The sequence below is a fragment of the Providencia sp. PROV032 genome (genome assembly GCF_028484875.1).
GTDB lineage: Bacteria > Pseudomonadota > Gammaproteobacteria > Enterobacterales > Enterobacteriaceae > Providencia > Providencia rettgeri_E.
Map to the genome: position 1 here is coordinate 120,577 of NZ_JAMPSX010000015.1, position 26,441 is coordinate 147,017.

The following is a 26,441-nucleotide window of genomic DNA, read 5'->3' on the forward strand; positions in this document are numbered from 1 at the left end:
CCAGTTCACATTTTAAATGAAAATGACCGAAATGATTTTCCCATGGTTATGTAAACTGGCTGCCATTAAGTATGAGGCACCTTTACATGACTACTGAGACCGATATTTCTTTTGCTGAGTTAGGTTTATCAGCATCTATTTTGACAGCACTAAATGACCTGGGATACGAAAAACCATCTCCAATCCAGCAACAATGTATTCCATTGTTAATGGATGGCAATGATGTTTTAGGTATGGCACAAACGGGTAGCGGTAAAACGGCTGCATTCAGTTTGCCATTGCTGCATAACATCGACCCAGATTTAAAAGCTCCGCAAATTTTAGTACTGGCACCAACTCGTGAGTTGGCTGTTCAGGTAGCGGAAGCAATGAGCGATTTCTCTAAACATATGAACCGCGTTAACGTTGTTGCCCTGTATGGTGGTCAACGTTATGACGTACAATTACGTGCACTGCGCCAAGGGCCACAAATTGTTGTGGGTACACCGGGTCGCCTCCTTGATCACTTAAAACGTGGCACGTTAGATCTTTCTAAATTAAAAGGCTTAGTTTTAGACGAAGCTGATGAAATGCTGCGTATGGGCTTCATTGAAGATGTTGAAAACATCATGAGCCAAATTCCAGCTGAGCACCAAACTGCGCTGTTCTCTGCAACAATGCCTGAGCCAATTCGTCGTATTACACGTCGTTTTATGAAAGACCCGAAAGAAATTCGTATTCAGGCTAGCATTACCACTCGTCCAGACATTGCTCAGAGCTATTGGACTGTGTATGGCATGCGCAAAAACGAAGCATTAGTGCGTTTCTTAGAAGCTGAAGACTTCGATGCCGCGATTATTTTCGTTCGTACCAAAAATGCAACATTAGAAGTGGCTGAAACGTTAGAACGCAATGGCTACAACAGTGCGGCACTGAATGGTGACATGAACCAAGCACTGCGTGAGCAAACCTTAGAGCGCTTAAAAGATGGTCGTTTAGATATCTTGATTGCAACAGATGTTGCAGCGCGTGGTTTAGACGTTGAGCGTATTAGCTTAGTTGTTAACTATGATATCCCAATGGATGCGGAATCATACGTTCACCGTATTGGTCGTACAGGCCGTGCAGGCCGTGCAGGTCGTGCGTTACTGTTCGTTGAGAACCGTGAGCGTCGTCTGCTGCGTAACGTTGAACGCACGATGAAACTGACTATCCCTGAAGTTGAATTGCCAGATGCAGATCTGCTGAGCCAACGTCGTCAGGCGAAATTCGCTGAGAAAATTCAGCAGCAGTTAGAAAGCAGCGATTTAGACCAATATCGTTCACTGTTAGCGAAAATGTCTCCATCAGAAGATGTGGATATGGAAACTTTAGCCGCAGCATTACTGAAAATGGCACAAGGTGAACGTGCTCTGATCCTGCCACCAGATGCGCCACGTCGTCCACGTCGTGAATTTAATGATCGCGATGATCGCCGAGGTGATCGCCGCAACAGCAACGGCAATGGTTTTGACCGTGCAGAACGTGGTGAGCGTGGCGGTCGTCGTGAGCGTCGTGATGTGGGTGATATGGAAATGTACCGTATTGAAGTTGGCCGTGATGATGGTGTGGAAGTTCGTCACATTGTTGGTGCGATTGCTAATGAAGCGGATATCAGCAGCCGTTATATCGGTAATATCAAATTGTACGGAACACATTCGACAATTGAATTACCAAAAGGCATGCCAACTGACGTGTTAACGCATTTAAGTCGCGCACGCATTTTGAATAAACCAACTCAAATGCAGCTGATCGGTGATGCACAACCGTTCGAACGTCGCGGCGGGGGTGAGCGTCGTGGTGGTGGTCGTCGTGATGGCGGCAGCGAAGGTGGTTTCGGTGCAGGTCGTCGTAATGACCGTGGTGGTGAACGTCGTGGCGGCGGTGAACGTCGTGGCGGTGGTAACCGTGACCGTGGTAACTCTGCACCACGCCAAGATGGCACTAATGCAGCACCTCGTCGTCGTAGCAGCAGCCATAACGCGTAATTGTTAGGTTTTAGGGAAGTTATTCCCTAATAAAATGAAAACCCGTATTTCTTGGAAATGCGGGTTTTTTGTTGTTTTAAAAATGAACAATATATATTGTCTTCAAAAATGGCACTTGCTACTATAGTAATAGGTACTACATGGAGAGTAGTTGTGGCGTTCTATAAAATTTCCTCATTTAAGCGAAGCACCAAAAAAATTAAGATAATGGATAAACACTTGCTTAAGGCTGCAAATGAAGTCTTAGCGGGGGTTTATGAAGCAGACTTAGGAAGTGGTGTAATTAAAAAAAGGATTGCCATTAATGGAAAAGGGAAAAGTGGTGGGGTCAGGGTTATTATATTCTTCAAAGTTAGCCATCATCTCTTTTTTGCCGATGGTTGGGAGAAATGCAATATAGCTGCTAAAGGAGTAAAAGAAATTGAAGATGATGAACTAGATGCGTATAAGAATTTATCTCGACTTTTTCTTAATTATACGGATGATAAAATTGCTGATTTAGTTTTACATAATATTTTGGAGGAGCTTACTGATGAGCAATAAACTAGAAAACATGCTTGAGCTAGCGAAAGAGTTACATCAGGTTGATGCTGCACCAAAAAGTTTAGTTACTGATTTAGAACAGAAGGTTGGCAATCGTAAAATAAATAATAAAATCAAGGTAGTACCTATGATGAGCGGTGCGCAAATCAAACAACTCCGTGCTCAATATGGAATGTCACAAGCCATGTTAGCTTTAGCGCTGGGCATGTCTAAGGAAAGCGTATCTAAGTGGGAAAGAGAAGAAAAAAAACCCAGTGGCCCAGCTCTAAGAATGCTACATCTTATAGAGCAGCGAGGGCCAGAGATTTTAATTATTTAACCACTCAAACTAACCCCAATGCCTCTTTCAGTGGTTTGAGGTAACGGCGGCTGACAGGTATATGTTCACCGGAACTCAGTACTAACTCCGCTTGCCCACTATCACCAAACAGAATTTCATTTAGCTGAGTCATATTGACCAGATATTGACGATGGCAGCGCACCAAGGGTGTGCGCATTTCTAATGTGCGCAAGGTGAGCTCAGTGAAGCCTTCTTGCCCTTGTGTACTCATGACATACACACCACTCATACGCGAAGTGGCATATAGCACTTCATCAAGTTTCATCAAGTAAATGCGGCTATGTCCCGTGCATGGAATAAATTTTAGTGGTTCGTTATTGACTAGAAGTTCAAGGTTCTGTTTTTGCTTACCTTGACGTAGGCGGTTCAAGGTTTTTTCCAATCGTTCTGTTTCAAGAGGCTTCAATAAGTAATCAAATGCATGCTCTTCAAAAGCCTGAATGGCAAATTCATTAAAAGCGGTAAGAAAGACAATATAGGGACGGTCTTCTGGATCTAACATGCGCACCATTTCAAGGCCTGTTAAGCGTGGCATTTGAATATCCAGAAAAACCACATCAGGCTTTTTTTTGTGAATGACCCCAATCGCTTCAATTGCATTGGCGCATTCACCGATAATTTCAATATCATCGTGTTCTTCTAGTAGGCAACGCACGTTTTCACGTGCCAGAGGTTCATCATCAACAATCAATACATTCATAGAGGTAATTTAATCATTATTATGTTGTCGCCAAATAAGGCAGGCGAATTTTCATTCGAGTGAATTTTTCTGGCTCATGTTCTACGCTGATACCATATTGCTCACCATATTTTAAACGTAAGCGTTTATCGACTAGCCCCATTCCTAAGCCATCGGATTTTTTAGTGGGCTTGTATAGCCCCGCGTTATCTTCTATTTCGATATAGACATGTTCACTGCCGATATAACTACGTATTGTAATATATCCTGTTTCTAATAACTGTGAGGTGCCGTGTTTAATTGCATTTTCAACAAGGGGCTGCAGAGTAAATGCTGGAAGTTCAACCTGTTTGACTTCATCAGGGATCTCAATATGAATTTGTAAGCTTTCTTGAAAACGGGCTTTTTCTATCTGCAAATAGGCGTTGATATGTTCAATTTCTTCACCGAGCGTGGCATTTTGTTCTGGTCTTTTTAGGTTATTACGGAAAAAAGTCGAGATATACTGCACAAGCTGGCCGGCTTGCTGGCTATCTTTGCGGATCACTGCTTGTAGCGTGTTGAGCACATTGAACAAAAAATGAGGATTGACTTGGGCGTGAAGTAGCTTAACTTCAGATTGCAATAATGATTGTTTATTACGTTCATATTGGCCCGCTAAAATTTGTGCAGAAAATAAGCTAGCGATCCCTTCACCGAGAGTCCGGTTTATGGAACTAAACAAGCTATTTTTCGCTTCATACAGTTTTATTGTACCAATGACTTTTTCATTTTCCCCACGTAATGGGATCACTAATGCAGAGCCGAGTTTGCAGGTTGGGCTTAATGAACATTTATATGGAGTTTCATTGCCGTCAGCATATACAACTTCATTGTTTTCAATAGCTTGTCTTGATTGAATGGATGAGATCGGTGTTCCGGGTCGGTGGTGGTCAGCACCAATACCAATAAACGCGAGGATTTTTTCACGATCAGTAATGGCAACGGCGCCAATTTCTAACTCTTGATAAATAATCTTAGCGACTTTCATACTGTTGTCAGCATTGAAGCCTTTACGCAGAATACCTTCAGTCGTTAAGGCGATTTTTAGTGCCTGAGCAGAGAATGCAGTCGTATATTTTTCAACGATAGCACGGCGGTCGAGTAAAATACGAATAAACATGGCTGCGCCAATCGTATTCGCGATGACCATTGGTGCCGCGATATTTTTAACGAGTTCGAGGGCTTCATCGAAAGGTTTTGCTAACAACAAAATAATTAGCATCTGTATGATTTCAGCAATAAAAGTGACACAGCTGGCGATCACAGGGTTAAAAATTTTATTAATTTCGCCACGTTTCATAAAGTGACGATGAACTAATCCACCAATTAACCCTTCAACAATCGTTGAGACCATACAGGCAAAGGCGCTCATGCCACCCAATGAGTAACGATGTAATCCGCCAGTAAAACCGACGGCAAAGCCTACCGCAGGGCCACCTAATAATCCGCCAAGTACGGCACCAATAGCGCGAGTATTTGCAATAGAATCATTGATATGTAAACCAAAATAAGTCCCGATAATGCAAAATACGGAGAAAATCAGGTAGCACATTACCTTATGAGGTAATCGGATAGTAACTTTAAGTAAGGGGATAACCAGCGGGGTGCGACTGAGGACCCATGCGATCACTAAGTAGACGCACATTTGCTGGAGGAGGAGTAATATTAAGTCAAATTCGTACATGCTCGTCATATTTCACATTCTGGGGGTGTTGACTGCGTTCAGCTCCTTGGGTCACATACTTGTGTATGCTCCCCAAGCTATCTTCTCTTGTCGCCTACCCATAATGCGAACTATTTAGAGCATGGCTCGTCATGTTTCACATTGTGGGGTGTTGACTGCGTTCAGCTCCTTGGGTCACATACTTGTGTATGCTCCCCAAGCTATCTTCTTTTGTCGTTTTTTATCTTACTGAATTACTTTTTAGCGCTGCATTGGGGGAGAGTTATTCACTTTAACTATCTTTTATTAGTTTTTATTTGGCTGGTTATTATACCGTAAGCCATTGGTTAAGTAATCGACATTTGGGAAAAGTACGTTCATCATTATTTGACATAAGGCCAAAATCGTTTCAATATTAATCAATGTCCTACCTTTTCGTGATCTTGCGCACGAATTTATTAACGCTGTATTTAATTTTCTTGTCATACTCAAGGGATGATAGTTTCCCCCGTTATTATTTAAGGTTCACATAAATAATGAAAAAAAGAACAATAGCACTGATTTTGCTGATGCTTATCTTAATAGCAGCAGCGGCACTTTTTCATTCTCACAACCAATATTTATTGTTACAGGGGGAGGTAGATGCACCCGAAGTGATCGTCACGTCGAAAGCAAAAGGGCGGGTGGTTGAACGTCATATTGAGCGTGGTGATGATGTAAAACAAGGGCAACTCTTATTAACATTAGAAAGTCCTGAGCTGCAAGCACAATATGAAGCGTCGAAAGCGGCAAGAGACCAAGCAAAAGCACAGTTAGAACTCTCTATTAATGGTACTCGCGAAGAAACCATTCGTGATCTTCAGGCTACTTTAGCGCAATCTAACTCCCAATATCAAAATGCATCTCGTGAATATGCACGTTTGAGTAATTTAAAAAATAAAGGGTATGTTTCGGCGAATGAGCTAGATAATGCACGTAAGGCCAAAGAAGTGGCATTTTCGCAAGTGCAAGGGGCAAAAGCACGATTAGAAGAAGGCCAGAATGGTGACCGTATTGAATTACGCCATCAATATGAAGCTGCACTTAATCAGGCAGAACAAAAATTGGCTGAATTACAAGTACAAGTTGATGATTTGCAAGTTAAAGCTCCTGTTGATGGTGAGGTAGGACCTATCCCCGCGGAAATTGGCGAGTTATTTAATGCAGGAAGCCCACTCGTTTCATTAATCCGGCTACCGCAAGCTTATTTTGTCTATAACTTACGTGAAGATATTTTAGTTGATGTGAAAAAAGGCGACAAAGTACAGCTGGATGTACCTGCTTTGGGGAACAAGTTGATTGAAGCTGAGGTTCGCTATATTGCACCGAAAGGTGACTATGCGACAAAACGAGCAACACGTGCAACGGGTGACTTCGATTTAAAAACATTTGAAATTCGCTTATATCCTGTAGAGCCGATTGAAGGACTAAGGCCTGGCATGAGTGTGTTATGGCACTGGGATAAGTAAAAGGTGTTGCCATGAAATTTAAGTTCGCTTGGCACGGTTTTGAGCATGCTTTTAGCCGTGAAACTCAAATGGCTATACGTAGCCCTGTTTTTCATTGGTTAAGTTGGCTGTTTCCATTAATGCTGTTTACGTTAGTTAGCGCTAACTTTTCAGAGGGGACATTAATGGATTTACCTGTTTCTGTAGTGGATGACAACCATAGCCCTGTGTCTCGGCAAATTATTCGCGACCTCAACGCAGGCCCGCATGCAGACGTAAAAACGATAGATGATAATTTAAGCACATCATTAAAAAGGCTAGGTAGTTCAAAAGATTACGCATTATTGTACATTCCTCATAACTTTGAAGAAGATGTTTTACGGGGCCGTCAGCCTGAACTTCGTATGTACTATAATGCGCTCTTTTATGCATCGGGTAGTTATGCCATTCAAGATTTTAGTGGGCTGGTAGCAGAGCTGAATGCGAAGTATCGACAAGAAATGGCGAAGTCAATGGGAAAGGCATTGCCACCGTTAGCTCAAGTGACACTTTCTTATGACAGCTTATTCAACCCGAGTGGTAGTTATATTTATTATCAACAGTTTGCCGCAACTATTCATATGTTGCAGCTATTTGTTGTTACTGCAACAATCTATACGATGTCACGGGGTTCCACCTTACAAAGTGTTAAACCGTTTATCATGGCGCTACTCGGGAAGCTAGCTCCTTACACCTTATTTTTCAGTATATTACTTGCTGTAGAGATTGCGGCATTGGTTACCATCTTTGATGCTAAAGTGGTTGGTAACCCATTGTATATGATTATATTAGGGTTTTTCTATGTGATAGCAGCACAAAGTATCGGTTTATTACTGTTTAGTTTTACCTCAAGTGCCATCATGGCATATAGCTTGATAGGGATGCTGGTGAGTATTGCTTTGGCCTTTTCGGGCATGGCGGTACCCGAGCTGTCAATGATATTGCCTGCAAAAATCATTTCGAACATTGAACCACTTACACATACATTGAATGCTATGTTTGATATTTTCTTGCGGGAAATTTCTTTTGCTCGCATTGTTCAAGTGTGTCTATTTTTATTGATTTACCCCTTTGTAATTGGCTTTTTAATCCGTAAGCGACTAATCAAACGTTTAGAAAACCAAGGGGGGGGTGTCTGATGGCTATCTATTTTGCAACCTTTCGTAAAGTGCTGCTGGGGATGCTGGAAAAACCGATGTGGTTGTTATTGTTGGTTTCTCTGTGCGTCATGAGCTTAGTTTATGCAAAGCCCGTTCTTTGGGATTTACCTGTTGCAGTGATTGATATGGACCACAGCACTGCAAGCCGCGAGCTAATCCGTGATCTCGATGCAACACCAAAAGTGCAGTTGCAGAGTTATGACAACCTTGCTCAAGCGCGTCAGGATATGATCGCGAGAAAGCTATTTGCGATAATTATCATTCCAACGGATTTCCAACAACATTTATTGAGCGGTAAAAATATCACAGTGCCAGTGTATGGTGATGGGACCAACCGGCTAGCGAGTGGGCAAATTCAGCAAGAGTTATCAAAAGCCTATCAAACACTGCTCAATGCTTATAATACTCAGCTACTCACTAAAGCAGGTTATAGCCCAGAACAGGCTAAAGTGATTATTACCCCTATCCGCAGTGAAACTGAGCCATTGTATAACCCAGGGATTAGCTTTGCGGCGATTGTTTTTCCTGGCCTATTGGTGATGTTACTGCAGCACTCCCTGCTAATTGCCTGCGTGCGAGTGAGTATCGCGGTTCGTTCTACGCCTAAAGGAAAACCACCATTAGCGGTTTATTTAGGGGCATTATCCGCTTTAATTCCGATTTGGTTATTTTTATCTACCGTATTTTTCGCCCTTTGGCCGTGGGTATTGGGTTATCGGCAAGAAGCGCCACTATATGTTATTTGGATGTTCACGTTCCCATTCCTATTAGCGGTTCTAGGGCTTGGTAAGTTAGTGACGGAATGTTTGCGCAGTGTCGAAATGATCTATTTAACCTTGGCATTTATTACGACCCCAGTGTTTTACATGTCAGGCACGATTTGGCCACTGCAGGCGATGCCTGATTGGGTACGTATGATTGCCTCAGCATTGCCATCAACATGGGCCACAAATGCCATGGCAGGCCTTAATCAAATGGGGCTACCGTTTAGCGATGTCCTGATGGATATCGTGATGATGTTGATTCTAGGGGTTATTTATACGGTTATTGGGGTATTCATCGGTATGCTTCGAGATGGCGAATTGCGCCATATTAGCCATATGTTTAACCGTTGGCGCAGGCATCGGCATTAATATTTAATCGTGTTTATGGTCTATTAGAAAAGGCGACCTAAAGAAATAATGACTAATTAATCGACAAATGCTAAACTCAACACAATGTAGTCACAATGTAGCTACGTTTGATGTGTGTGGGGGGATGATATGTCAACACTATTGAAAATGAAAACAACAGATGTTCGTAGTCGAATTGATGAACAATTAAAAGCGGAAGCCACAAGTGTATTACAAGATTGTGGTTTGACTATTAGCGCAGCTATTCGTTTGTTTTTAGAGCAAGTAGTTCAAGAGCAAAGAGTTCCCTTTGAAATCAAACGTAAGCAACCTTCACTGAAAACTACACTAGCGTTGAAAGAAGCTAAAGCTATTGAGCAGCACTACGATTCAATTAACGAAATGATGGTGGAGTTAAGCAAAGTTGACTCAGAAGCCAAGTAATAAGCGAGCTAAGCAACCAAGGCAGGTTGCTTATACACCAACGTTTAAGAAGTCATGGGAACGATATAACCGAGCGGGGCGTAGGGATATGAACACGGCTGTTCTCGTTATGGAAATACTGTTTTCTCAAAAAATGATACCAAAAGAATATCTTGACCACGAATTAGAAGGTCATGAATGGCAAGGAGCTAGGGAGCTTCATATTGGTGGTGATTTCTTACTGGTTTATCGCTTGTCAGATAAAGGTAATTTAATCACTTTCGTTGATATTGGTTCGCACAGCGAATTATTTGGTTAAGGTAATGAGCTATAGTTCGAACTCATTACCTATTGTATATCAAGGCACTAGCGATAACCCTGCAATTTGTCGCCAGTAACCATTGCAGTTTTGATTGGCTATATTTAGCGGGGTATCCCCACTTTCATTGGCTTTAAACTGCTTGATAACTTCAAGAGATTCAATACCTTCAGGGGAAATGCGTACAATATCCACAAGCTCATGCATTGAATGCAGGTCATTGCCGAGGTTATAGCAAGCGCCACTGAGCGTTTGAATGCCATTTAACGTAAACACTTGTTGTTGTTCTTGGGAGAGTACTTTGCGCCCTTGGGGGTAATTAATACAACAGGTTTCACACTCGTCTTTTTGCTTATTTTCAGAGCGTGCAGTAAAACAGCGTGCAGAATAGGCAAGTGGTAAGTGCCCATAGCTCATGACCTCCACTTCAAATTTGCCACGAATGCCGATGTCATCACACTGATTTAGCAAATTAACGAGCCAGTCACGCGATAACTCTACAGGCATGCACCAGCGGGTCATACCTTGGCGTAAGAGAATATTTAAGGTCTGTGCGTTATAGCAATTCAAACCATGACCCGCGACAAAAGGCAGGTTTCTTTCGGCTAACATGTTGATCACACCAAAATCATGGGCTTCAACGAGAAACTCACCATTATCAACTAACTTGCTGATCTCTTTAAGTTCTGAAGGTGCTTGAAGGAGAGCAAGGGTGCTCAGGACAATTTGTTTGCCACTTTTAGTGAGTTGCTGGGCGAGTTCTATCCAGTCATTGGGCTTCATTTCTCGGCGCTTACTACACACCGTCTCACCGAGATAAATAATATCGGCGTCACTTTGCATGGCGTGTTGATAAAAATCTTCCAGCGTCTGTTTTGGCCAATAATAAAGAACAGATCCTAACGAGTACTGCATGATATTTACCTTTTAAATTACTGCCATTTACGATGATAAGCGCCCAACGTGGTTTGGCTTCCTTCAGAAAGCCCACCTAATGCTTTTAGCCATTTCGGGTCGGTGACAAAGTGATTAGGGTTGGATTTGTAGCGGTCGATGGCTTGCCGCCAAATACGGGTCACTTCCGTGACATAAGCGGGGCTACGTTGGCGGCCTTCAATCTTGACAGAGGCAATATTTGCTGCCATCAATTCAGGTAATAATTCAATGGTGTTGAGGCTGGTAGGCTCTTCCAGGACATGATATTTCTGATCATCGACAAGATAACGTCCTTTACATAACGTTGGATAGCCTGCATTTTCATCTTTTTGGTAGCGGTCTATCAGCACATTATTTAAGCGAGATTCCATGCCTTCTTCCGTTTGTTGCCAGCGAACAAAGCGTGCTGGGGAGCATGCGCCTACGGTATTGGGTGATTCACCTGTAAGATAAGAAGAAAGGTAGCAACGTCCTTCTGCCATAATGCACAGGCTACCAAAGGCGAATACCTCAAGTGGTACAGGGCTATTTCTAGCCAGTTGTTTGACTTGATGAATGGATAACACGCGAGGAAGTACGACGCGATGTACATCGAAATTGCGTTGATAAAAGCGAATGGCTTCTGTGTTGGTGGCAGAGGCTTGAACAGAAACATGCCTTTCAATATGTGGGTATTTATTTGCCGCGTATTCCAACATTGCGATATCGGCTAAGATCAGCGCATCGGCACCGAGATCTGCTGCAAGATCAACGGAGTTTTGCCAACGTTCGTAACCAGTAGGATGCGCAAACGTATTAATCGCAATGTGTAATTTTCGTTTACGGTTATGAATATAGCGCTCTGCTTCGTGCAGTTTTTTTTCCGTAAAATTAAGTCCTGCGAAATGGCGCGCATTGGTATCATTTTTTAATCCAATGTAAACGGCATCAGCACCGTTATCGACAGCCGCTTTTAACGCGGGCAAATTCCCTGCGGGGCAGAGTAATTCCATTGTTCTATCCCTGTATCAAATTTAACAGCTGACATTCTAGTCAACAGAACTGTTATAGATTTTGATTTAGAGCAGAGAAATTGTTAATGGATATCAGTATTCGTTAATTAAGGTCGTTAAGGAAAAAAGAGGGCTGGTGGGTAATAAAGGGACTTCATTAAATGACAGAGAATAAGTTTTGTAAATGGAAGGTATGCGTTATTTTTGACTGACTTTTGATTGTTTATTGGAGAAAATAGGTAATTAGAGATAGTTTTTATCAAAGGGATGTGAAAAATAAATATTGGCTGGATGTGTAAAAGTTGATATAGGATCAATCCAATAATATCATTTTTTGGCAATATAACTCATCGTGAGTCAAATGTTAGGTTAATGACTTCAATAAATGGAGTTATTAGCGTTGAAAATTCAATCATCTAAATATGCAATATGTTACCCTAAATAATTCGAGCTGCTACTGCGGTTAAGTAGTTACACGAAAACGGGCAGACAATTACTACGGGAGTCAGTACTGTGTTAAGTAAAATTCGTTCTCAACTCATCACAAAAGGCCCTTCATTTTTAAAACTGCCTTTGAAAGTGACCCCATTCGCAGTGCAGCGTCAGGTTCTTGAACAGTTGCTAAGCTGGCAATTTCGTGAGTCAGTGAAGGAAGGGGAGCTGGATTTTCTTGAAGACAAATGGCTAAAGGTTGAGGTCCGTGACTTAGCGTTAGTCTGGTTTATCAGTTTGCAAGATGGCCAACTGTCTGTAAAACAGCATGCAGAGGCTGATGTTAGTGTGAGTGGTAACGCGAATGATCTGGTACTGATCGCCGCGCGTAAAGAAGACCCCGATACGCTCTTTTTCCAACGTAGATTGGTGATTGAAGGGGACACCGAACTCGGCCTCTATGTGAAGAATTTAATGGATGCTTTCGAGCTTGAAAACATGCCAGCGCCACTGCGTTTTGCTTTGCTACAATTAGCCGATGTGATTAAAACGGTGCATGAAAGTGAGGACACAGAGCATAAATCGCCTGTGTTAACATCATGCTAATCCGAGTTGAAATCCCTGTCGACGCAATGGGTATTGATAAATTATTGAGAGAAACCTTTCCAACTGAAGCGGAAGCTAACCTTGTTCAACATTTGCGTGAAGATGGTTTGCTAACGCTCGGGGTTGTGGCAACAAACGATGATGGTGAAGTGATTGGTTATGTTGGCTTCACGCCTGTGGACGTTAACGAGGAAGACGTACAATGGGTCGGTCTTGCACCATTAGCGGTAAGTAAAGTGCATCAAGGCCAAGGGATCGCAGAAAAACTGGTCTATGAAGGGTTAGATAGCCTTAATGAGTTTGGTTACGGTGCGGTCGTTGTACTGGGCGATGAACGCTACTATTCACGGTTCGGTTTTGAACCCGCTGCAACCCACGGTATAAGTTGCCAATGGCCTGAACAACAGGCTCACTTTTTGGTTTGTGGCTTAGAAAATGGCGAGATTGAAGAACACCAAGGTTTGGTGACTTACTCTTCACACTTCAATAATTTATAGCTAGCTAAGTAGCTAACTAAGTCATCAGGCTGGTCAATGACCAGCCTTTCTTTTATTTTTTTATTTAGTTGCTTAACTTGATATTCCATTTTTGAAGCTGCCGAACGAGAACCAATAAAGCACGAAAATACCAATTCTAGAGGCATTTTTCCTTTCAATGCTTTTGCCCCTGTTCCTACCTTATGTTGCTCAAAACGACGTTGTACATCGGTGGTGATACCACAATACAAGCCGTTATTTCTCTCTCTTACTAAGTAAAGATACCAATCACTTTGTTTTGATTGTTTTTTTTCTAGTGTCGTTTTTATCATTCTGTGCTGATTTATAAGAAGAAAATATTAGGTTAACGACGAATATATTCGTTAAGTAAGATATTTATAACATATTAAAATATAAATAAAAAATGATATGAAACTGTCACAAATTTGTAACCTCAACCTAAGTTATCATTCAAAATATTTGAATGACTATAGCAAAATTAGCTAATTCTCTTTTCAAAATAAAGCGCATAATATGATCCATATCACAGAGGGACAGTAAAAATCCCAGCTAAAAATCAATTTTATAAGAAGGTATATACGATGAAAAAATCAACATTATTTGCTGCTGCTTTAGCTTTAGGTGCTGTTTCATTTGGTTCAATGGCTGCTGAAGAAGTTCAACATACTAGTCAGCCTGCAGCTGGTTATGTCTCAGTAACGGGTGCTGTGAGTGTCAATGACCTGACCGCACAATTAGCCAAAAAAGCTGATGAAGCTGGTGCAACTTCATTCCGTGTGATTTCAGCTGGCGGTGAGAATAGCATGAGTGGTACAGCAGCTATTTATAAATAAATTTATTCGTCATAATTCACGTCACAGCGTTGTTGGCTACGTTTACTCGCACTAGTCACATACTTATGTATGTTCCTAGCGTCTCGTTCACTTGCCGCCTAGCTGTACCACGAATTATTTAGAATAAATACTCGAATTTAGTTGGCATATAAGCCTAAAAATATTTAGGTTAATATTTCAGCTAGTTAGAGTATAGTAATAGCGAATTTTATACCTACGTTCAGAACAGTTTAAGCAAGCTTAGGGGTAACCCGAAAGCTTGTTCTGAACGGGTTTATATGGAAACCGCTATGACGCCTGAACAAACATTAAAACACATCCAACGCTATATTGCCCGCCAACACGTTTTTTCCCTGTTTACTCACCATCACAATGATATCTGGCCTGCCAGTTGTTACTATGCATTTGATGCGAAAAGTATGTCACTGATTTTAATGACTGACTCAAGTTCAAAACATGGGCAGCTTATGGTGGCTAATCCACAAGTTGCCGGTACTATTTCCACACAATCGAAAGCGGTTAGTCAGATACAAGGTATCCAGTTTAAAGGGTTCATTGAGAGACTCGAGGGGGAGAAAGAGCAATTGGTGAGAGCTCAGTATTGCCGTCGTTTTCCTGTCGCACTAACAGCGAAACTGCCGGTTTGGCAGCTTCACTTAGATAATGTCAAAATGGTGGATAATAAATTAGGTTTTGGCACCAAACTATATTGGGAGCGGCAAATTTAACGCAGTTTGTGGATCACCTGATTTGAGCTGCCGCGCCAAATTAAGCGCGGGTCATGTAAATCTTGCTCGAATTTGCCGTCAATCACGGTATTGACAAAGCCCACCACTTTTTGCTGTTCAAGCGTGAAGTCACCCAATGTGTATCCTGTCCAAAGCCAGATATCCTTATCTGGGCAAACTGCTTTTACGCGTTTTACCAACTTGAGCACCGCAGGTAAATTGGCTGGGTGCAGCGGGTCTCCGCCTGAAAGGGAAAGCCCTTGCCGATGGATTCGCGTGTCCTGCAAATCTTGGATAATTTGGTCTTCCATTTCTTGGGTGAATGGTATGCCAGAATCCACTCTCCATGTACTTTGGTTGTAACAACCACGGCATTGATGAACACACCCTGCCACAAACAGCGTACAGCGAGTTCCGGGGCCATTGACCACATCAACAGGATAATATTGGTGATAATTCATCGTGTTAACCTAGTTGTCCGTTACCTAAGTGTTTGATACGACGCTTAACTTCTTCCTGTTTTCCTGCATTGAATGGTCTGGCATCTGGGCTACCTAAATAACCACAAACTCGACGAATAACAGAAACTCTATTTGTGTCATGATTACCGCAAGCAGGGCAGGTAAAGCCTTTGCTAGTACAAGAAAACTCACCGGAGAAACCGCATTCATAGCACTCGTCAATTGGAGTGTTAGTCCCATAATAAGGCACATGTTGATAACTGTAGTCCCACACGTCCTCTAAGGCTCTAACATTATGTTGTAAGTTAGGATATTCGCCGTAACAGATAAAACCACCATTCGCGATAGCTGGGTAAGAGGCTTCAAAATCAATTTTATCGTAAGGATTGACTTGTTTTTCAACATCTAAATGGAAGCTGTTGGTGTAATAACCTTTGTCGGTAACACCTTGTATTACCCCAAATTCAGCGGTATCGATACGGCAAAAACGGTCACACAAGTTTTCACTTGGTGTGCTGTATAAGCTGAAACCGTAGCCTGTTTGGGCTTTCCACTCATCAGTGGCTTGGCGTAAGCGGCTGACAATTTCGACCGCTTTTTCACGTAATTTTTTGTCATCATAGACATGAGTTTGTGTGCCAAAAAGCGCATTGATGGTTTCATGCAACCCAATGTAACCTAAGGAAATAGAAGCACGTCCGTTTTTAAAGATCTCTGCAACGTTATCGTCAGCTTTTAACCGAACACCGCAGGCGCCTTCCATATACAAAATTGGCGCAACACGTGCTTTTACGGTTTCTAAACGGGCAATCCGGGTCATTAATGCTTTCTTAGCAATTGCTAGGCGTTCATCTAGTAATGCCCAAAATGCATCTTCATTGCCTTGCGCTTCGATAGCAATGCGAGGCAGGTTTAGGCTGATAACCCCTAAATTGTTGCGCCCATCATGGATTTGTTGCCCATTTTCTTCATAGACGCCAAGGAAGCTGCGGCAGCCCATAGGGGTCTTAAATGACCCCGTCACGTCAACGACGCGATCATAGTTAAGAATGTCAGGGTACATGCGCTTACTGGCGCAATCTAAAGCGAGTTGTTTGATGTCGTAATTAGGATCACCCAGTTTATGGTTTAAACCATCTTTAATCGCAAAGACGAGTTTCGGGAAAACCGCTGTTTTACGGTTTTTGCCAAGGCCAGCAATGCGATTTTTCAGAATAGATTGCTGAATGAGTCTCGCTTCTTTAGAAGTGCCAAGGCCAAAACCGAAAGTCACAAAGGGGGTTTGGCCATTTGCAGTGTGGAGTGTATTGACTTCATACTCTAAGGACTGAAAAGCATCATAACACTCTTTATCTGTACGGTTGTGTGCATAACCTTCCGCATCTGCAACTCCCCACTCTTTGGCGACTTTTAGGTGCTTTTCATAGCTGATTGCGACATATGGCGCTAAAATTTCGTCAATGCGGTTAATGGTTGTACCACCATAGATGTGGCTAGCAACTTGTGCGATAATTTGTGCGGTAACGGCTGTTGCGGTTGAAATAGACTTTGGTGGCTCTATTTCGGCATTTCCCATTTTAAAACCATTAGTTAACATACCTTCAAGGTCAATTAACATACAGTTAAACATCGGGAAAAAAGGCGCATAGTCGAGGTCATGATAGTGAATTTCGCCTCGTTCGTGTGCAATAACGACATCTCTTGGCAAAATATGTTGTTTTGCATAATGTTTAGCGACGATACCTGCGAGTAAATCGCGTTGTGTCGGGATCACTTTACTGTCTTTATTGGCATTTTCATTGAGTAAAGAGACGTTACTTTGTTCGATTAGCCCACGAATGTCATGCGTCAATTGGCTGCGTTTTTCGCGTTCGCTGTCTCTATCATGGCGATACTCAATATAAGCACGAGCTAAGTCTTTATAAGGTCCGGCCATCAATTGGTTTTCTACAGCGTCTTGGATTTCAGCGATATCCACTCGGTCACGGCTGCAAAGTTGCTCTGTAACAACAGATGCAACCTGAAGACAATAATCGTCATCCTTAACATTCACAGCAGCCGCTGCACGCTTAACGGCTTCTTGAATTCGTGGAAGGTCAAAACCGACCTGACAACCATCTCTTTTTATAACAACCGTTCCCACGGGCATTCTCCTTGTTAAGTTATCCACAATGCGACTTCAGCTATTCGCCATGTTTATCACGGGTACTAATCTGTGGATAAAATGTGAATAAATACTATATGTTGTGTCATTAGGTGTAATTAAAGCACAATATGTGGTATTTTGCTTTTTTTTAGATCACCACTATTTGATTTAAAACAAGGAAAAAAATAATTTGTATGAATATCAAAAGCGCAGAGGAAATAAATCTTTTAGTCAGCGATGTTAATTTTAATCGAATAAATAAATGTGTGGCATGCTTTTGTTATCAAGAAACATGAGGAGAACGAGGAATGTGTGAGCTTGTGTATAAAGGAATAAAAGGAATAAAAGGAATAAAATGAAAAACACCCCATTTAATTCATGGGGTGCTTGGCTTTACGTCATTATTATTTACGCACAGCGATTGCTTCGATTTCAATTTTTACGTCTTTTGGCAGACGAGCAACTTCAACGCAAGAACGAGCTGGGAATGGGGCATTATGCTGTTTGAAAAACTCTTCATAGGTCGTATTCACGGTCGCAAAGTCATTTAAATCTTTTACAAATACCGTTGTTTTCACGATATTAGCCGCACTTAAGCCAGCTTTTTCTAAAATTGCTTTGACGTTAGCCAGTGATTGGCGAGTTTGTGCTGCGATATCTTCAGGCACTTCACCCGTTTTAGGGTCGACAGGGATTTGCCCTGATGTGATAACCATACTACCCAAATCTACGCCTTGAACGTAAGGACCGATCGCTGCTGGTGCGTTTTCTGTATTGATTTCGTATGACATAACTACTCCGTTTCATCACGTAATGAGAAAATACTCATCATATGGCAAGCCACAGCGGTTTCTGTAGTTTGGTATGATGTTGAGTATAACTTTATGGGGTGTTAGGCGCCATTATAAACATGGATTGCTCCTAGACAACACCGCAGTCTACGCAAAAACAACCTATTGGTTATTGATCACAGCGTCTCTATCGAACTCTTTTTCGCAGAATTTACACGTCAGTGCGACTTCTTTGCCGATTTTTTTCACGCGGAAACTGCTTGATACAGGTTCATTATGGCTAATACAGTTGCTGTTTGGGCAAATTAACACGTTATCGATATAGTGAGGCAGTGTGAGTTCAAGTTTTTCTACCACTTGGTAATCTTCAATACGGTTAACGGTGGCTTCAGGGGCATACATGGCTAATTGATTAGCTTGTTCTGGGGTTAAAAAGGTATTTTCGATTTTGATAATGTCTTTTTTGCCTAGATTGCTTGATGGCAAATTTAAGCCAATCGTGATGCGTTCGTCTGTTTTTGTTAGCTTAAACAATTTTAGTAATTTGAAACCAATTTGAGCAGGAATGTGGTCAATAACGGTACCGTGGCTGATTGCTTCAACTTGTAATTTATGGTCGTGTGTCATGGTAATTTCCTCCTCAGATAGCCAATTCTTTATTTAAAACCAGAGATAACAATGCTTGCCTTGCATAAATCCCATTTCCTGCTTGCTGGAAATAGTAAGCATACGGTGTGTTATCTACATCTACCGCGATTTCATCAACACGAGGCAGTGGGTGTAAGACTTTTAAATTCGGTTTTGCACAATGCAGGTCAGCGGCACTTAAAATAAATTGCGCCTTAACATTCGCGTATTCAGAAGGGTCGAGACGCTCTTTTTGTACGCGGGTCATATACAGGATGTCGAGTTCTGGCATCACTTCATCAATATTATTATGGAGGCTGTAGGTTGCGCCTTTTTCTTCTAAAATGTGCAGAATATGGTTTGGCATTGAAAGCGCTTCAGGGGCAATAAAGTAGAAGTGATTACCGTCAAATTTAGACAGCGCTTGGGTTAAGGAATGCACGGTTCGGCCATATTTTAGGTCACCGACCATGGCAATTTGCAGGTTTTCTAAACGGCCTTGAGTTTCTTGGATAGTAAACAAGTCGAGTAACGTTTGTGTGGGATGTTGGTTTGATCCATCGCCTGCATTAATGACAGGGATTTGGCCTGCAAACTGGCTAGCGAGGCGAGCGGCGCCTTCTTGAGGGTGGCGCATGACAATTGCATCCACGTATTGGCTGATGACAGAGATGGTATCTGCCAGAGTTTCGCCTTTCTTGCCGAGTGAAGTGTTGGTGCTATCAGAGAAACCAACAACAGACGCCCCTAAGCGATGAATCGCCGTTTCGAATGACAAACGTGTGCGTGTAGAGGCTTCAAAGAAACAACTTGCGACGACTTTATGCTTTAGAAACTCAGGTTGTGGCTGTTTTTTTAATGAAGCAGCGACGTTAAGCACTAACTCAAGGTCTGAACGGTCTAAATCATTAATTGAGATGATATCGCGGTGGTATAAAGGGTTCGGCATTGTTGTTCTCCTGTGTCAGCAAGACATATTAGGTCTATAGGCCAAAAAAAAGCCCCTCATTGAGGGGCTTTTTTATAAATAAGAAGGGGAAAAACAGGCTGTCCAGACCACCAGAAGGCAGTGCAGTGGAGGTGTTCTCTGTAAAAAATAGAGCAGCAGCGTTCATGGTTTCTCCCGGCAAATTGTGGCGCATTATACGCATCTCATTCCATGACGCAAGCGTTTGCATAAAGAAAAATACATTTTTTTTATTTTTGCACTTACGTTTCTATTTTGTACAAAAACTAGACGATGAGATAAAAGTGGAAAAAATCAACAAGATGACGGAAAATTGAGCGCTGGTAGAAACCAGCCAGTATCTATGGGTAATCTACCGCTAAGTTTCCAGCAATATTAAACGAGTGCTCGCCATAATCTCCGGGTCCATTAGGGGCAACTCTGACTAATACAGCATCGAGATAGTAGCTTTTTTGATTCTGTGTCATGGCAATGGCGACACTTTCATTAGGGAAAATAGGTTCCCCTTGCCAGCTTAATTTAACGCCGAATGCATTACTGGAAGTTTGAAATAAATGGCTTGAATAAGACGTTGATGGAGCATTAAAGGATAATTGTGCTTTGGCGTTCGTATTGCAATCAATATTGAGCTCAATTTTATGTGGTGCGATTTCTTGACCTATATTTCTATTTCTCCCAACAGCTAATACACGATAGCTCGATACTGTATTACTCGACATATGGCATATTGCGGTTGTTGCTGAAAATGAGCCACTAATATGAATAGGCATATTTTGTGTTACCGCTTGAGAAATAGAAACCGTGCCGAATAATAATACGGAGGATAATAGTGTTTTTAAAGGAACGACATAACTCATAGTATTTCTCAAATGATAAATCATGCTTTATCTATTTTTATATTATTAAACCATTATTGTGTGGCTGAGGAATAATCTTGCTCAGCCACGAATATCTTTTTTCTATCTGTTACTGGTAAGTAATCGCTAAGTTACCAGTAATATCAAAAGTGTGATTACCAAAGTCATTAGGGCCATTTGCGGATAAACGAGCAACACTGGTATAGAAGTAAATAGTATTTCCGCCTTTAACTACTTTAATATCATCAGATTGACCAGGTTTAATTTCGGTGCTGTTATATTTTAATTTCACACCAAATGCATCACTTGAGGTTTTAAATGCTTCAGGTGAATTTGGCGCATTGTTGGCGACGAAAGTGAGTTTCGCATCTGCAGGGAATTCGCATGAAAAACTTAAATAACCCGAGTTACGGTATGCGGTTTCATCACCCACTTTTTCTAATGTATTGATAGCACCAAAATTTGTTGTATTTTCAAGCTTGGCATCATTACAAGGCTGGGTCACGTTTGAGAACGTCCCTTTGATATTGATTGGCATATTTTGAACGGCGGATAGAGCAGGTAAAGACACACACAGTAAGAGTGCTAAACCACTTTTTTTTAGCAAATGCATAATAAAAATCCTTTTATTGATTTTGAGAAGTTTTATATTCTAATAAATATATTAATTCTATTAAATAGATGGAGATTAAATAACTATTTAATCTTGCTTTTGAATTTCAATTTGAGTTAAAACTCTTTTTTTAAACCGTGGCGGTTTATCATATTTAAGTGTTTGGGGGTAAATACGTAGCTAATATATTTTATTTAATAGTTATATATTTTAATAGCTATGTTTTTTTACTTAAGTAATCTGCGTGTTTTTTTATGATTGGTTTCTAATTTAATTTTAAGAATATAGTTTGTTAGTTTTAAATTAAATAATAGTGTTGATGTGAGAGTGTTATCGTTAATAAAATTTAGAGTTATGAGAAAATAGATAAAAACCCATGATGGGTTTTTATCTGGCTTGGTATTTATTTTTGCCCTAATTTTATTGCTATTTTTTCGAGTTTAAACATTAGGAATAATGTTACTGAAACTAACACAATCGTCAGTGCCGAACCATCTGCAATATTGCCTCTATCGGTCAAACTGAAAATAGATACGGGTAAAGTGGCCCAACCGGGGGGATATAACATCATCGTGGCACCAAGTTCCCCTAAGGACAGTGATAGGCTTAATGCTAATGCTGAAATCATCCATGGCATCAATAGTGGTAAGGTCACATGGCAGAGGCGATACCAAGGGGAAGCGCCTAAGCTAAAAGCCACATTTTCAATATCGGGAGAAATACGGGTTAACCCAGTGGAAACATTGCTAAACGTAAAAGCAGAAATCAACACAAAATGAGCACTAAATACAATCCAAAAGGTACCATTCATTTGTAAATAGCCTTGGCTGAATGCCACAAGGATCCCAAGCCCAATAGAAACAGAAGGAATTGCACTGGGTAGATAGAATGCGATACTCAGCCACTTTTGTATTTTCCCGCTGTGTCTTCTTAATGCTAACGCAGCCCAAAGCCCACAAAACAGTGCAAATAGACTGGCACTAAAACCAACCACTAGGCTCGATAATATAGCATCCCAAGCAGGCCCACTAAACGCGTTCACAAAATGTTCAAAAGTGAAGCCTGAAGGTAAAATACCATTCCATTGTCGGCTGAAACTTGACATTAAAATCATCACTAAAGGCAGCAAAAATAATAAACAAAATAAGCTGATGGCAATGATAGTCGCGATTGCTCGCCCTTTTTTAGACCATATCAACATAATTAATTCCTTACTCCAAGGCGAGTGGTCGCCATTCTGTATAGGAAAAATAACCCGAGTGAAAGCAAGATGTTAATTAAGGCAATCATGCATGCCACCGCATAATCTGACTCTAATATCGCTTTACTGTAGACCATCATCGGCAAGGTATTGACGCCTTTCGCCCCGATAAACAGTACGATGCCAAATTCATTGGTGGTTAGCAGTAGGCACAGGCTGCCACCGGCTAATAGAGCGGGAAGTGCTGCAGGAAAAATGACTTTCGCGATCACCCGCGCAGGGTGCGCACCTAAAATACTGGCGGCTTCTAACTGGCTCTTGTCTATTTGGCGCAGTGCTGCCATGAGAGGGCGCATGACCAGAGGGGTAAAAACGGTAATTTCTGCCAAGATCACCCCATGAATGGAATAAAGGAAATCAACGGGGGGCAGTTCGAAATCAAACAATGCCATCAAGGTGCCATTGAGTAGCCCAGCAGAACCATAAATAAAGGTGAAAGCGAGGGTGATCAAAAAAGTCGGTAGGGCAATAAAAGTATCAATTACTTGAGTGATAAAACGGCTTCCCGGAAAAGGAATAAACACCAAGATCAGCGATAAAACACTGCCTATCACAAGGCAGCCTAAGGTGGCAAAAATGGCAATGTAGAGAGTATTCCATAACCCATTAATAAAGCGTTTTGACTCAATCAGTTGCCAAAATGCATCTAACCCCCATCCTCCGGTTTCATTTTGCAGTGCTTGTTGGGCTATCAACAATAAGGGATAAAAAAACAGCGTAGCTAACACCAGCAATGGGGGCAATATCCAATAAATGGGCTTTATCGTTATTGATGAACCTTTTGGCACGCTAATATGTGACATGTTATTCCTCAATTAAAACGGTATCTGCAGGTGAAAACCATAAAGTGAGTTTATCGCCTACTGCAGGTGGTGAGGCCAAATGGGTAACGGCAACACTCACGGTTTCCCCGGCAACATCACAAATTAAATGGGTTAAATCTCCCTGCCAGCGAATAGAGGTTAATGTGGCTTGTAGCTGATTAGTGGTATTGGTATTTGGCAATAGAGTGAGGTGTTGCGGGCGAATGCACACCCATTTGTGTGTACCCGCTCTCATACCTAATGTATGGGCTTCCAGCAATGTTCCACCACAACTGACATTCACTTTCCCAGGGCTTGTTGAAAAACCGAGCGCGGTAGCGGCTAGAATATTGGCTCGGCCTAAAAACTCAGCGGCAAAGCGGTTGGGTGGACGATGGTATAAGGCATTTTTTTCGCCGTGAGCGACTAAATAGCCCTCTTTCATGATGCCAATTTTGTCACCGAGAGCAAGCGCTTCCGTTTGGTCATGGGTGACGTAAAGAATGGTCAATTCAGGCAGTTCACGGTGTAAACGGGCGATTTCTTCGACCATATTGTGGCGGATCTGTGCATCGAGTGCGGAAAGCGGTTCATCGAGTAACAGGACTCGAGGTCTTACGGCAATTGCTCTCGCAATCGCAACCCGCTGTTGCTGCCCCCCTGAGAGTTGGTGAGGATAGCGAGTTGCGTAATCCGTCATTCCGACAATTTTAAGGGCTTCAACGACTCGCTCATTAATCAGTACTTTGGGCTGTTTTTGTGCTCGCAAGCCAAATGCGACATTCTCTTCCACTTTCATGTGGGGAAAAAGTGCGTAGTTTTGCACGACCATGCCGAGTCCGCGTTGGTACGGGGGAAGGTGGGTGATATCCGTATCACCCAATAAAATGCGCCCGCTATCTGGTTGAGCGAACCCTGCAATAGCACGCAATACCGTGGTTTTCCCTGAACCTGATGGGCCAATCAACACCAATATTTCCCCGGGGTCGATGGTTAAGTCTAGGGGCTTAAGCACGACATTATTATGATAAGAGACACGTAAAGACTCTAATGTGATCCCAGAGTGTTCGGTTTGCTGTATTGCTGTAGTGACTTTTCGTTTCATCAACATCTTAAGTTACTCACCGTCAGTGACTTTCTGCCAACGTGAAATATCATCGGATAGGGAGACCTCAACTTCATCCCAATTAGGTTGCCAAGTTTTCACACCTTCTAACTTCTGAAGAGCAGTGTGATACTGTTTATCGGATGGTGTGACATCGGAACGAACAGGCATGCCCCATGAAAGCTCACTAACACGGCTTTGTGATGGTTTATCCAAAAGGAAATTAATCAGTTTTTTACCGTTTTCTGTTTCGGGAGCATTGTTAACTAGGCCGATAACATAGGGTAAAACCAGCGCACTACGCTCCCCGTTGGCATCTTTCGGCCAAAAAATTTGGACATTAGGGTTACGTGCCATTTGAGATAAATTCATTTGTAAGTCGCCATTCGCGACATAAAGTTCCCCTTTATTGACCAATGCAGTGAGCTTACCGGTGGAAGCCGATGGGCCAACGTTATTTGCTTGCAATTTGCCGAGGTAATCAAACCCTGCATCTTTGCTATTAAAACTGTGGAAAGCTTGTAGCATCACTGCGGTACCGTCTCCAGCTTGTCCTGGGGTTGAATATTGCAGTTTATTTTTAAAGCGGGGATCGAGTAGGGCGTTCCAGTTTTCAGGTGGGGATTTCAGCAGCTTAGCATTGTAGATAAAGGTCAGGTAGTTATTGACCAATGGTGTGTAATAGTGGTTTGAATTAGGAATATTAGCCGCAGTTTCGGGGGTAAACTCAGCTAATAGTTGGTTTTTTGCTGCACGTTGGATAAATGGCGGAACGGTGATGAGTACATCCGCTTGTGGATTGGTGCGCTCTTTAGAGAGTCTTTCAACGATCGCCCCTGAACCACTTTCAACATACTGTACTTTGATACCTGTTTGCTTGGTGAATGCCTCGAACTGATTTTTATACCAACTATTATTGCCATCGTGTAGTCCATCAGCGGAGTAAACAGTGACAACATCAGCGGCAAAAACAGAGGTAGAGCAAAAGGCTGCCATTAATAGGCCTGCTAAATAGGTGCGTTTCATCGTGTTCTCCTGTTAAGGTAAAATGCATTCTGGTATATACCAGATGCTTTTTACGCTAACGGGTTTATATGACAAAAAGATGAAATACAGCTAAATAGCTAAAATTATTTTTTATAAGCAGAAAAAATTACAACGTATCGACTTCGATGCGCAAGCTATCATGGCGCCAATACTCAACATCATAATCTAAAATTCGCCCATGTTGGTCATAGTTTAAACGCTGTAATAATAAGGCTGGACGACCAACAGTAACCCCCAGTGCTTGCGCGGCTTGAGCTGGCATTGCAGTGGGATAGAAAGACAAGTGCATACTGGTATAAATTAAATTGAAATGGGTTTCGTATACCTCCGTTAGGCTGCCGTTGAGGTCGTGTCGTAGCAGTTCAGGAACGCGAGCAGGTAAACAATGGTTCTCACAGTAACAAACGGGTCTGTCATCAGCAAAACGTAGGCGGGTGAGTAAATAAATTTGTTCAAATGATTGAAGTTTTAACGGCTCCATAGCTTCGAGAGGAACGGTAATAACTTTTCCATCCAGTAAAACTGTCTTCGGTTGGCGACCTTGTTCGAGGCAAAGTTTATGAAAATTAGTATTTTGGGTTGGGTCTAACCAAAGGCGCTCAGGTGTGACAAACCAACCGCGGCGCTCAGAGCGGTAAATTACCCCACTGGACTCTAACTGTGCCAAACTTTCACGAATAGTGATGCGTGTTGTATTAAAAATAGCACAAAGTTCGCGTTCTGAAGGGAGTTTATCACCACATTTTAGCTCACCATTTTGAATTCTTCCCTGTAATTGGGCTTTGATAAGCAGGTATTGTGGGGTCTCATCCGCTGATAATTTCATGGTTATTTCCTATCATTGTTTCCACCATATTATACATAGTTATATGAATTTTTTGTTTCACGCGCACTTTTCCTTTGACCTTTTGGGCAGCCTGCGACCA

The 26,441-nt window shown here is 41.9% G+C and carries 30 protein-coding genes; 12 read left to right on the top strand and 18 right to left on the bottom strand.

Annotation, left to right across the window (positions count from 1 at the left end):
• The first annotated feature begins 86 nt into the window (after nt 1-86).
• The 3 genes from PSF42_RS11425 (at nt 87) to PSF42_RS11435 (ending at nt 2,868) form a co-directional block, all read left to right on the top strand.
• Nucleotides 87-2,006, top strand: a complete 1,920-nt coding sequence (locus PSF42_RS11425; protein ID WP_125890668.1) for a DEAD/DEAH family ATP-dependent RNA helicase — start codon at nt 87-89, stop codon at nt 2,004-2,006.
• 153 nt (nt 2,007-2,159) lie between these two features.
• Complete coding sequence (locus tag PSF42_RS11430) at nt 2,160-2,549, top strand: type II toxin-antitoxin system RelE/ParE family toxin (RefSeq protein WP_232062930.1); 390 nt, start codon at nt 2,160-2,162, stop codon at nt 2,547-2,549.
• A complete protein-coding gene (locus tag PSF42_RS11435; protein ID WP_004905885.1) occupies nt 2,539-2,868 on the top strand; it encodes a helix-turn-helix domain-containing protein in 330 nt (109 codons plus the stop codon). The genes PSF42_RS11430 and PSF42_RS11435 overlap by 11 nt, the downstream gene beginning before the upstream one ends.
• A gap of 4 nt (nt 2,869-2,872) precedes the next feature.
• Here the strand turns inward: PSF42_RS11435 and btsR are convergent, their stop codons facing one another.
• Together btsR and PSF42_RS11445 are read right to left on the bottom strand one after the other, a co-directional pair.
• Nucleotides 2,873-3,589, bottom strand: coding sequence for a two-component system response regulator BtsR (gene btsR / locus PSF42_RS11440; protein ID WP_125890667.1), 717 nt, complete (start codon nt 3,587-3,589; stop codon nt 2,873-2,875).
• Nucleotides 3,590-3,608: 19 nt separating this feature from the next.
• On the bottom strand, nt 3,609-5,294 hold the full coding sequence (locus PSF42_RS11445; protein WP_125890726.1) for a sensor histidine kinase: 1,686 nt from the start codon (nt 5,292-5,294) through the stop codon (nt 3,609-3,611).
• 515 nt (nt 5,295-5,809) lie between these two features.
• On the opposite strand from PSF42_RS11445, the gene PSF42_RS11450 reads away from it, so the two are divergent.
• The 5 genes from PSF42_RS11450 (at nt 5,810) to PSF42_RS11470 (ending at nt 9,813) form a co-directional block, all read left to right on the top strand.
• Nucleotides 5,810-6,781 (top strand): HlyD family secretion protein, encoded by a 972-nt coding sequence (locus tag PSF42_RS11450; RefSeq protein ID WP_125890666.1) that lies wholly within the window; start codon nt 5,810-5,812, stop codon nt 6,779-6,781.
• An 11-nt stretch (nt 6,782-6,792) separates the two neighbouring features.
• Entirely contained in the window at nt 6,793-7,938 is a 1,146-nt protein-coding gene (locus PSF42_RS11455) for an ABC transporter permease (protein ID WP_272680034.1), read from the top strand.
• Nucleotides 7,938-9,092, top strand: coding sequence for an ABC transporter permease (locus PSF42_RS11460; protein WP_125890664.1), 1,155 nt, complete (start codon nt 7,938-7,940; stop codon nt 9,090-9,092). The genes PSF42_RS11455 and PSF42_RS11460 overlap by 1 nt, the downstream gene beginning before the upstream one ends.
• A gap of 129 nt (nt 9,093-9,221) precedes the next feature.
• Nucleotides 9,222-9,515 carry a type II toxin-antitoxin system RelB/DinJ family antitoxin gene (locus tag PSF42_RS11465; RefSeq protein WP_125890663.1) on the top strand — a complete coding sequence of 98 codons (294 nt, stop codon included), beginning with the start codon at nt 9,222-9,224 and terminating at the stop codon, nt 9,513-9,515.
• Nucleotides 9,496-9,813 (top strand): type II toxin-antitoxin system YafQ family toxin, encoded by a 318-nt coding sequence (locus PSF42_RS11470; protein WP_125890662.1) that lies wholly within the window; start codon nt 9,496-9,498, stop codon nt 9,811-9,813. The genes PSF42_RS11465 and PSF42_RS11470 overlap by 20 nt, the downstream gene beginning before the upstream one ends.
• 39 nt (nt 9,814-9,852) lie before the next feature.
• Here PSF42_RS11470 and PSF42_RS11475 read toward each other — a convergent pair whose 3' ends face one another.
• Both PSF42_RS11475 and ubiU read right to left on the bottom strand, forming a co-directional pair.
• Complete coding sequence (locus PSF42_RS11475) at nt 9,853-10,728, bottom strand: U32 family peptidase (RefSeq protein ID WP_125890661.1); 876 nt, start codon at nt 10,726-10,728, stop codon at nt 9,853-9,855.
• Between the two features lie 17 nt (nt 10,729-10,745).
• A complete protein-coding gene (gene ubiU / locus PSF42_RS11480; RefSeq protein ID WP_125890660.1) occupies nt 10,746-11,741 on the bottom strand; it encodes a ubiquinone anaerobic biosynthesis protein UbiU in 996 nt (331 codons plus the stop codon).
• Between the two features lie 513 nt (nt 11,742-12,254).
• On the opposite strand from ubiU, the gene ubiT reads away from it, so the two are divergent.
• Nucleotides 12,255-12,779: a ubiquinone anaerobic biosynthesis accessory factor UbiT gene (gene ubiT / locus PSF42_RS11485; protein ID WP_272680035.1), complete on the top strand. Its 525-nt coding sequence runs from the start codon at nt 12,255-12,257 to the stop codon at nt 12,777-12,779.
• Entirely contained in the window at nt 12,773-13,276 is a 504-nt protein-coding gene (locus PSF42_RS11490) for a GNAT family N-acetyltransferase (protein ID WP_272680036.1), read from the top strand. The genes ubiT and PSF42_RS11490 overlap by 7 nt, the downstream gene beginning before the upstream one ends.
• Here PSF42_RS11490 and PSF42_RS11495 read toward each other — a convergent pair.
• Nucleotides 13,249-13,587, bottom strand: a complete 339-nt coding sequence (locus tag PSF42_RS11495) for a GIY-YIG nuclease family protein (RefSeq protein ID WP_272680037.1) — start codon at nt 13,585-13,587, stop codon at nt 13,249-13,251. The two genes, PSF42_RS11490 and PSF42_RS11495, sit on opposite strands and share 28 nt — an antisense overlap.
• Nucleotides 13,588-13,857: 270 nt before the next feature.
• Between PSF42_RS11495 and bhsA the strand changes: the two genes are divergently transcribed.
• Nucleotides 13,858-14,109, top strand: a complete 252-nt coding sequence (gene bhsA / locus PSF42_RS11500) for a multiple stress resistance protein BhsA (protein WP_125890656.1) — start codon at nt 13,858-13,860, stop codon at nt 14,107-14,109.
• 290 nt (nt 14,110-14,399) lie between these two features.
• A complete protein-coding gene (locus tag PSF42_RS11505) occupies nt 14,400-14,837 on the top strand; it encodes a YhbP family protein (protein WP_272680038.1) in 438 nt (145 codons plus the stop codon).
• Here the strand turns inward: PSF42_RS11505 and nrdG are convergent.
• From nrdG to phnR, 13 genes are all read right to left on the bottom strand, one after another.
• Nucleotides 14,834-15,298 (bottom strand): anaerobic ribonucleoside-triphosphate reductase-activating protein, encoded by a 465-nt coding sequence (nrdG, locus tag PSF42_RS11510; RefSeq protein ID WP_272680039.1) that lies wholly within the window; start codon nt 15,296-15,298, stop codon nt 14,834-14,836. The genes PSF42_RS11505 and nrdG overlap by 4 nt on opposite strands.
• 4 nt (nt 15,299-15,302) lie before the next feature.
• Nucleotides 15,303-17,441 carry an anaerobic ribonucleoside-triphosphate reductase gene (gene nrdD, locus PSF42_RS11515; RefSeq protein ID WP_272680040.1) on the bottom strand — a complete coding sequence of 713 codons (2,139 nt, stop codon included), beginning with the start codon at nt 17,439-17,441 and terminating at the stop codon, nt 15,303-15,305.
• A 407-nt stretch (nt 17,442-17,848) separates the two neighbouring features.
• Complete coding sequence (gene ridA / locus PSF42_RS11520) at nt 17,849-18,235, bottom strand: RidA family protein (protein ID WP_213913362.1); 387 nt, start codon at nt 18,233-18,235, stop codon at nt 17,849-17,851.
• A gap of 162 nt (nt 18,236-18,397) precedes the next feature.
• Nucleotides 18,398-18,862: an aspartate carbamoyltransferase regulatory subunit gene (pyrI, locus tag PSF42_RS11525; RefSeq protein WP_102138191.1), complete on the bottom strand. Its 465-nt coding sequence runs from the start codon at nt 18,860-18,862 to the stop codon at nt 18,398-18,400.
• Between the two features lie 13 nt (nt 18,863-18,875).
• Nucleotides 18,876-19,811, bottom strand: coding sequence for an aspartate carbamoyltransferase (gene pyrB, locus PSF42_RS11530; RefSeq protein WP_125890652.1), 936 nt, complete (start codon nt 19,809-19,811; stop codon nt 18,876-18,878).
• A 34-nt stretch (nt 19,812-19,845) separates the two neighbouring features.
• On the bottom strand, nt 19,846-19,977 hold the full coding sequence (locus PSF42_RS11535; protein WP_272664528.1) for a hypothetical protein: 132 nt from the start codon (nt 19,975-19,977) through the stop codon (nt 19,846-19,848).
• A gap of 193 nt (nt 19,978-20,170) precedes the next feature.
• Nucleotides 20,171-20,686 carry a hypothetical protein gene (locus PSF42_RS11540; RefSeq protein WP_125890650.1) on the bottom strand — a complete coding sequence of 172 codons (516 nt, stop codon included), beginning with the start codon at nt 20,684-20,686 and terminating at the stop codon, nt 20,171-20,173.
• 109 nt (nt 20,687-20,795) lie between these two features.
• Nucleotides 20,796-21,299, bottom strand: a complete 504-nt coding sequence (locus PSF42_RS11545; RefSeq protein ID WP_206276274.1) for a fimbrial protein — start codon at nt 21,297-21,299, stop codon at nt 20,796-20,798.
• A gap of 403 nt (nt 21,300-21,702) precedes the next feature.
• The gene (gene phnV / locus PSF42_RS11550; protein WP_125890648.1) at nt 21,703-22,500 is read right to left on the bottom strand and encodes a 2-aminoethylphosphonate ABC transport system, membrane component PhnV; all 798 of its coding nucleotides are present in this window, start codon (nt 22,498-22,500) and stop codon (nt 21,703-21,705) included.
• A 2-nt stretch (nt 22,501-22,502) separates the two neighbouring features.
• A complete protein-coding gene (phnU, locus tag PSF42_RS11555; protein WP_213913359.1) occupies nt 22,503-23,363 on the bottom strand; it encodes a 2-aminoethylphosphonate ABC transporter permease subunit in 861 nt (286 codons plus the stop codon).
• A 1-nt stretch (nt 23,364) separates the two neighbouring features.
• On the bottom strand, nt 23,365-24,474 hold the full coding sequence (gene phnT / locus PSF42_RS11560; RefSeq protein ID WP_272680041.1) for a 2-aminoethylphosphonate ABC transport system ATP-binding subunit PhnT: 1,110 nt from the start codon (nt 24,472-24,474) through the stop codon (nt 23,365-23,367).
• Between the two features lie 6 nt (nt 24,475-24,480).
• Nucleotides 24,481-25,494 (bottom strand): 2-aminoethylphosphonate ABC transporter substrate-binding protein, encoded by a 1,014-nt coding sequence (phnS, locus tag PSF42_RS11565; RefSeq protein WP_213913357.1) that lies wholly within the window; start codon nt 25,492-25,494, stop codon nt 24,481-24,483.
• Between the two features lie 127 nt (nt 25,495-25,621).
• On the bottom strand, nt 25,622-26,341 hold the full coding sequence (gene phnR / locus PSF42_RS11570) for a phosphonate utilization transcriptional regulator PhnR (RefSeq protein WP_125890644.1): 720 nt from the start codon (nt 26,339-26,341) through the stop codon (nt 25,622-25,624).
• Between the last annotated feature and the right edge of the window lie 100 nt (nt 26,342-26,441).

Excerpts from the sequence above, each read along its gene's own strand:
- phnU (WP_213913359.1), bottom strand. The coding sequence starts at position 23,363 with ATGTCACATATTAGCGTGCCAAAAGGTTCATCAATAACGATAAAGCCC.
- phnR (WP_125890644.1), bottom strand. The coding sequence starts at position 26,341 with ATGAAATTATCAGCGGATGAGACCCCACAATACCTGCTTATCAAAGCC.
- ubiU (WP_125890660.1), bottom strand. The coding sequence starts at position 11,741 with ATGGAATTACTCTGCCCCGCAGGGAATTTGCCCGCGTTAAAAGCGGCT.
- PSF42_RS11425 (WP_125890668.1), top strand. The coding sequence starts at position 87 with ATGACTACTGAGACCGATATTTCTTTTGCTGAGTTAGGTTTATCAGCA.
- phnS (WP_213913357.1), bottom strand. The coding sequence starts at position 25,494 with ATGAAACGCACCTATTTAGCAGGCCTATTAATGGCAGCCTTTTGCTCT.
- PSF42_RS11535 (WP_272664528.1), bottom strand. The coding sequence starts at position 19,977 with ATGAACGCTGCTGCTCTATTTTTTACAGAGAACACCTCCACTGCACTG.
- phnT (WP_272680041.1), bottom strand. The coding sequence starts at position 24,474 with ATGTTGATGAAACGAAAAGTCACTACAGCAATACAGCAAACCGAACAC.
- PSF42_RS11460 (WP_125890664.1), top strand. The coding sequence starts at position 7,938 with ATGGCTATCTATTTTGCAACCTTTCGTAAAGTGCTGCTGGGGATGCTG.
- PSF42_RS11490 (WP_272680036.1), top strand. The coding sequence starts at position 12,773 with ATGCTAATCCGAGTTGAAATCCCTGTCGACGCAATGGGTATTGATAAA.
- PSF42_RS11435 (WP_004905885.1), top strand. The coding sequence starts at position 2,539 with ATGAGCAATAAACTAGAAAACATGCTTGAGCTAGCGAAAGAGTTACAT.
- PSF42_RS11545 (WP_206276274.1), bottom strand. The coding sequence starts at position 21,299 with ATGCATTTGCTAAAAAAAAGTGGTTTAGCACTCTTACTGTGTGTGTCT.
- PSF42_RS11465 (WP_125890663.1), top strand. The coding sequence starts at position 9,222 with ATGTCAACACTATTGAAAATGAAAACAACAGATGTTCGTAGTCGAATT.
- phnV (WP_125890648.1), bottom strand. The coding sequence starts at position 22,500 with ATGTTGATATGGTCTAAAAAAGGGCGAGCAATCGCGACTATCATTGCC.
- PSF42_RS11450 (WP_125890666.1), top strand. The coding sequence starts at position 5,810 with ATGAAAAAAAGAACAATAGCACTGATTTTGCTGATGCTTATCTTAATA.
- PSF42_RS11445 (WP_125890726.1), bottom strand. The coding sequence starts at position 5,294 with ATGTACGAATTTGACTTAATATTACTCCTCCTCCAGCAAATGTGCGTC.
- PSF42_RS11495 (WP_272680037.1), bottom strand. The coding sequence starts at position 13,587 with ATGATAAAAACGACACTAGAAAAAAAACAATCAAAACAAAGTGATTGG.
- bhsA (WP_125890656.1), top strand. The coding sequence starts at position 13,858 with ATGAAAAAATCAACATTATTTGCTGCTGCTTTAGCTTTAGGTGCTGTT.
- pyrB (WP_125890652.1), bottom strand. The coding sequence starts at position 19,811 with ATGCCGAACCCTTTATACCACCGCGATATCATCTCAATTAATGATTTA.
- btsR (WP_125890667.1), bottom strand. The coding sequence starts at position 3,589 with ATGAATGTATTGATTGTTGATGATGAACCTCTGGCACGTGAAAACGTG.
- pyrI (WP_102138191.1), bottom strand. The coding sequence starts at position 18,862 with ATGACACACGACCATAAATTACAAGTTGAAGCAATCAGCCACGGTACC.
- PSF42_RS11540 (WP_125890650.1), bottom strand. The coding sequence starts at position 20,686 with ATGAGTTATGTCGTTCCTTTAAAAACACTATTATCCTCCGTATTATTA.
- nrdG (WP_272680039.1), bottom strand. The coding sequence starts at position 15,298 with ATGAATTATCACCAATATTATCCTGTTGATGTGGTCAATGGCCCCGGA.
- PSF42_RS11505 (WP_272680038.1), top strand. The coding sequence starts at position 14,400 with ATGACGCCTGAACAAACATTAAAACACATCCAACGCTATATTGCCCGC.
- ridA (WP_213913362.1), bottom strand. The coding sequence starts at position 18,235 with ATGTCATACGAAATCAATACAGAAAACGCACCAGCAGCGATCGGTCCT.
- PSF42_RS11455 (WP_272680034.1), top strand. The coding sequence starts at position 6,793 with ATGAAATTTAAGTTCGCTTGGCACGGTTTTGAGCATGCTTTTAGCCGT.
- PSF42_RS11475 (WP_125890661.1), bottom strand. The coding sequence starts at position 10,728 with ATGCAGTACTCGTTAGGATCTGTTCTTTATTATTGGCCAAAACAGACG.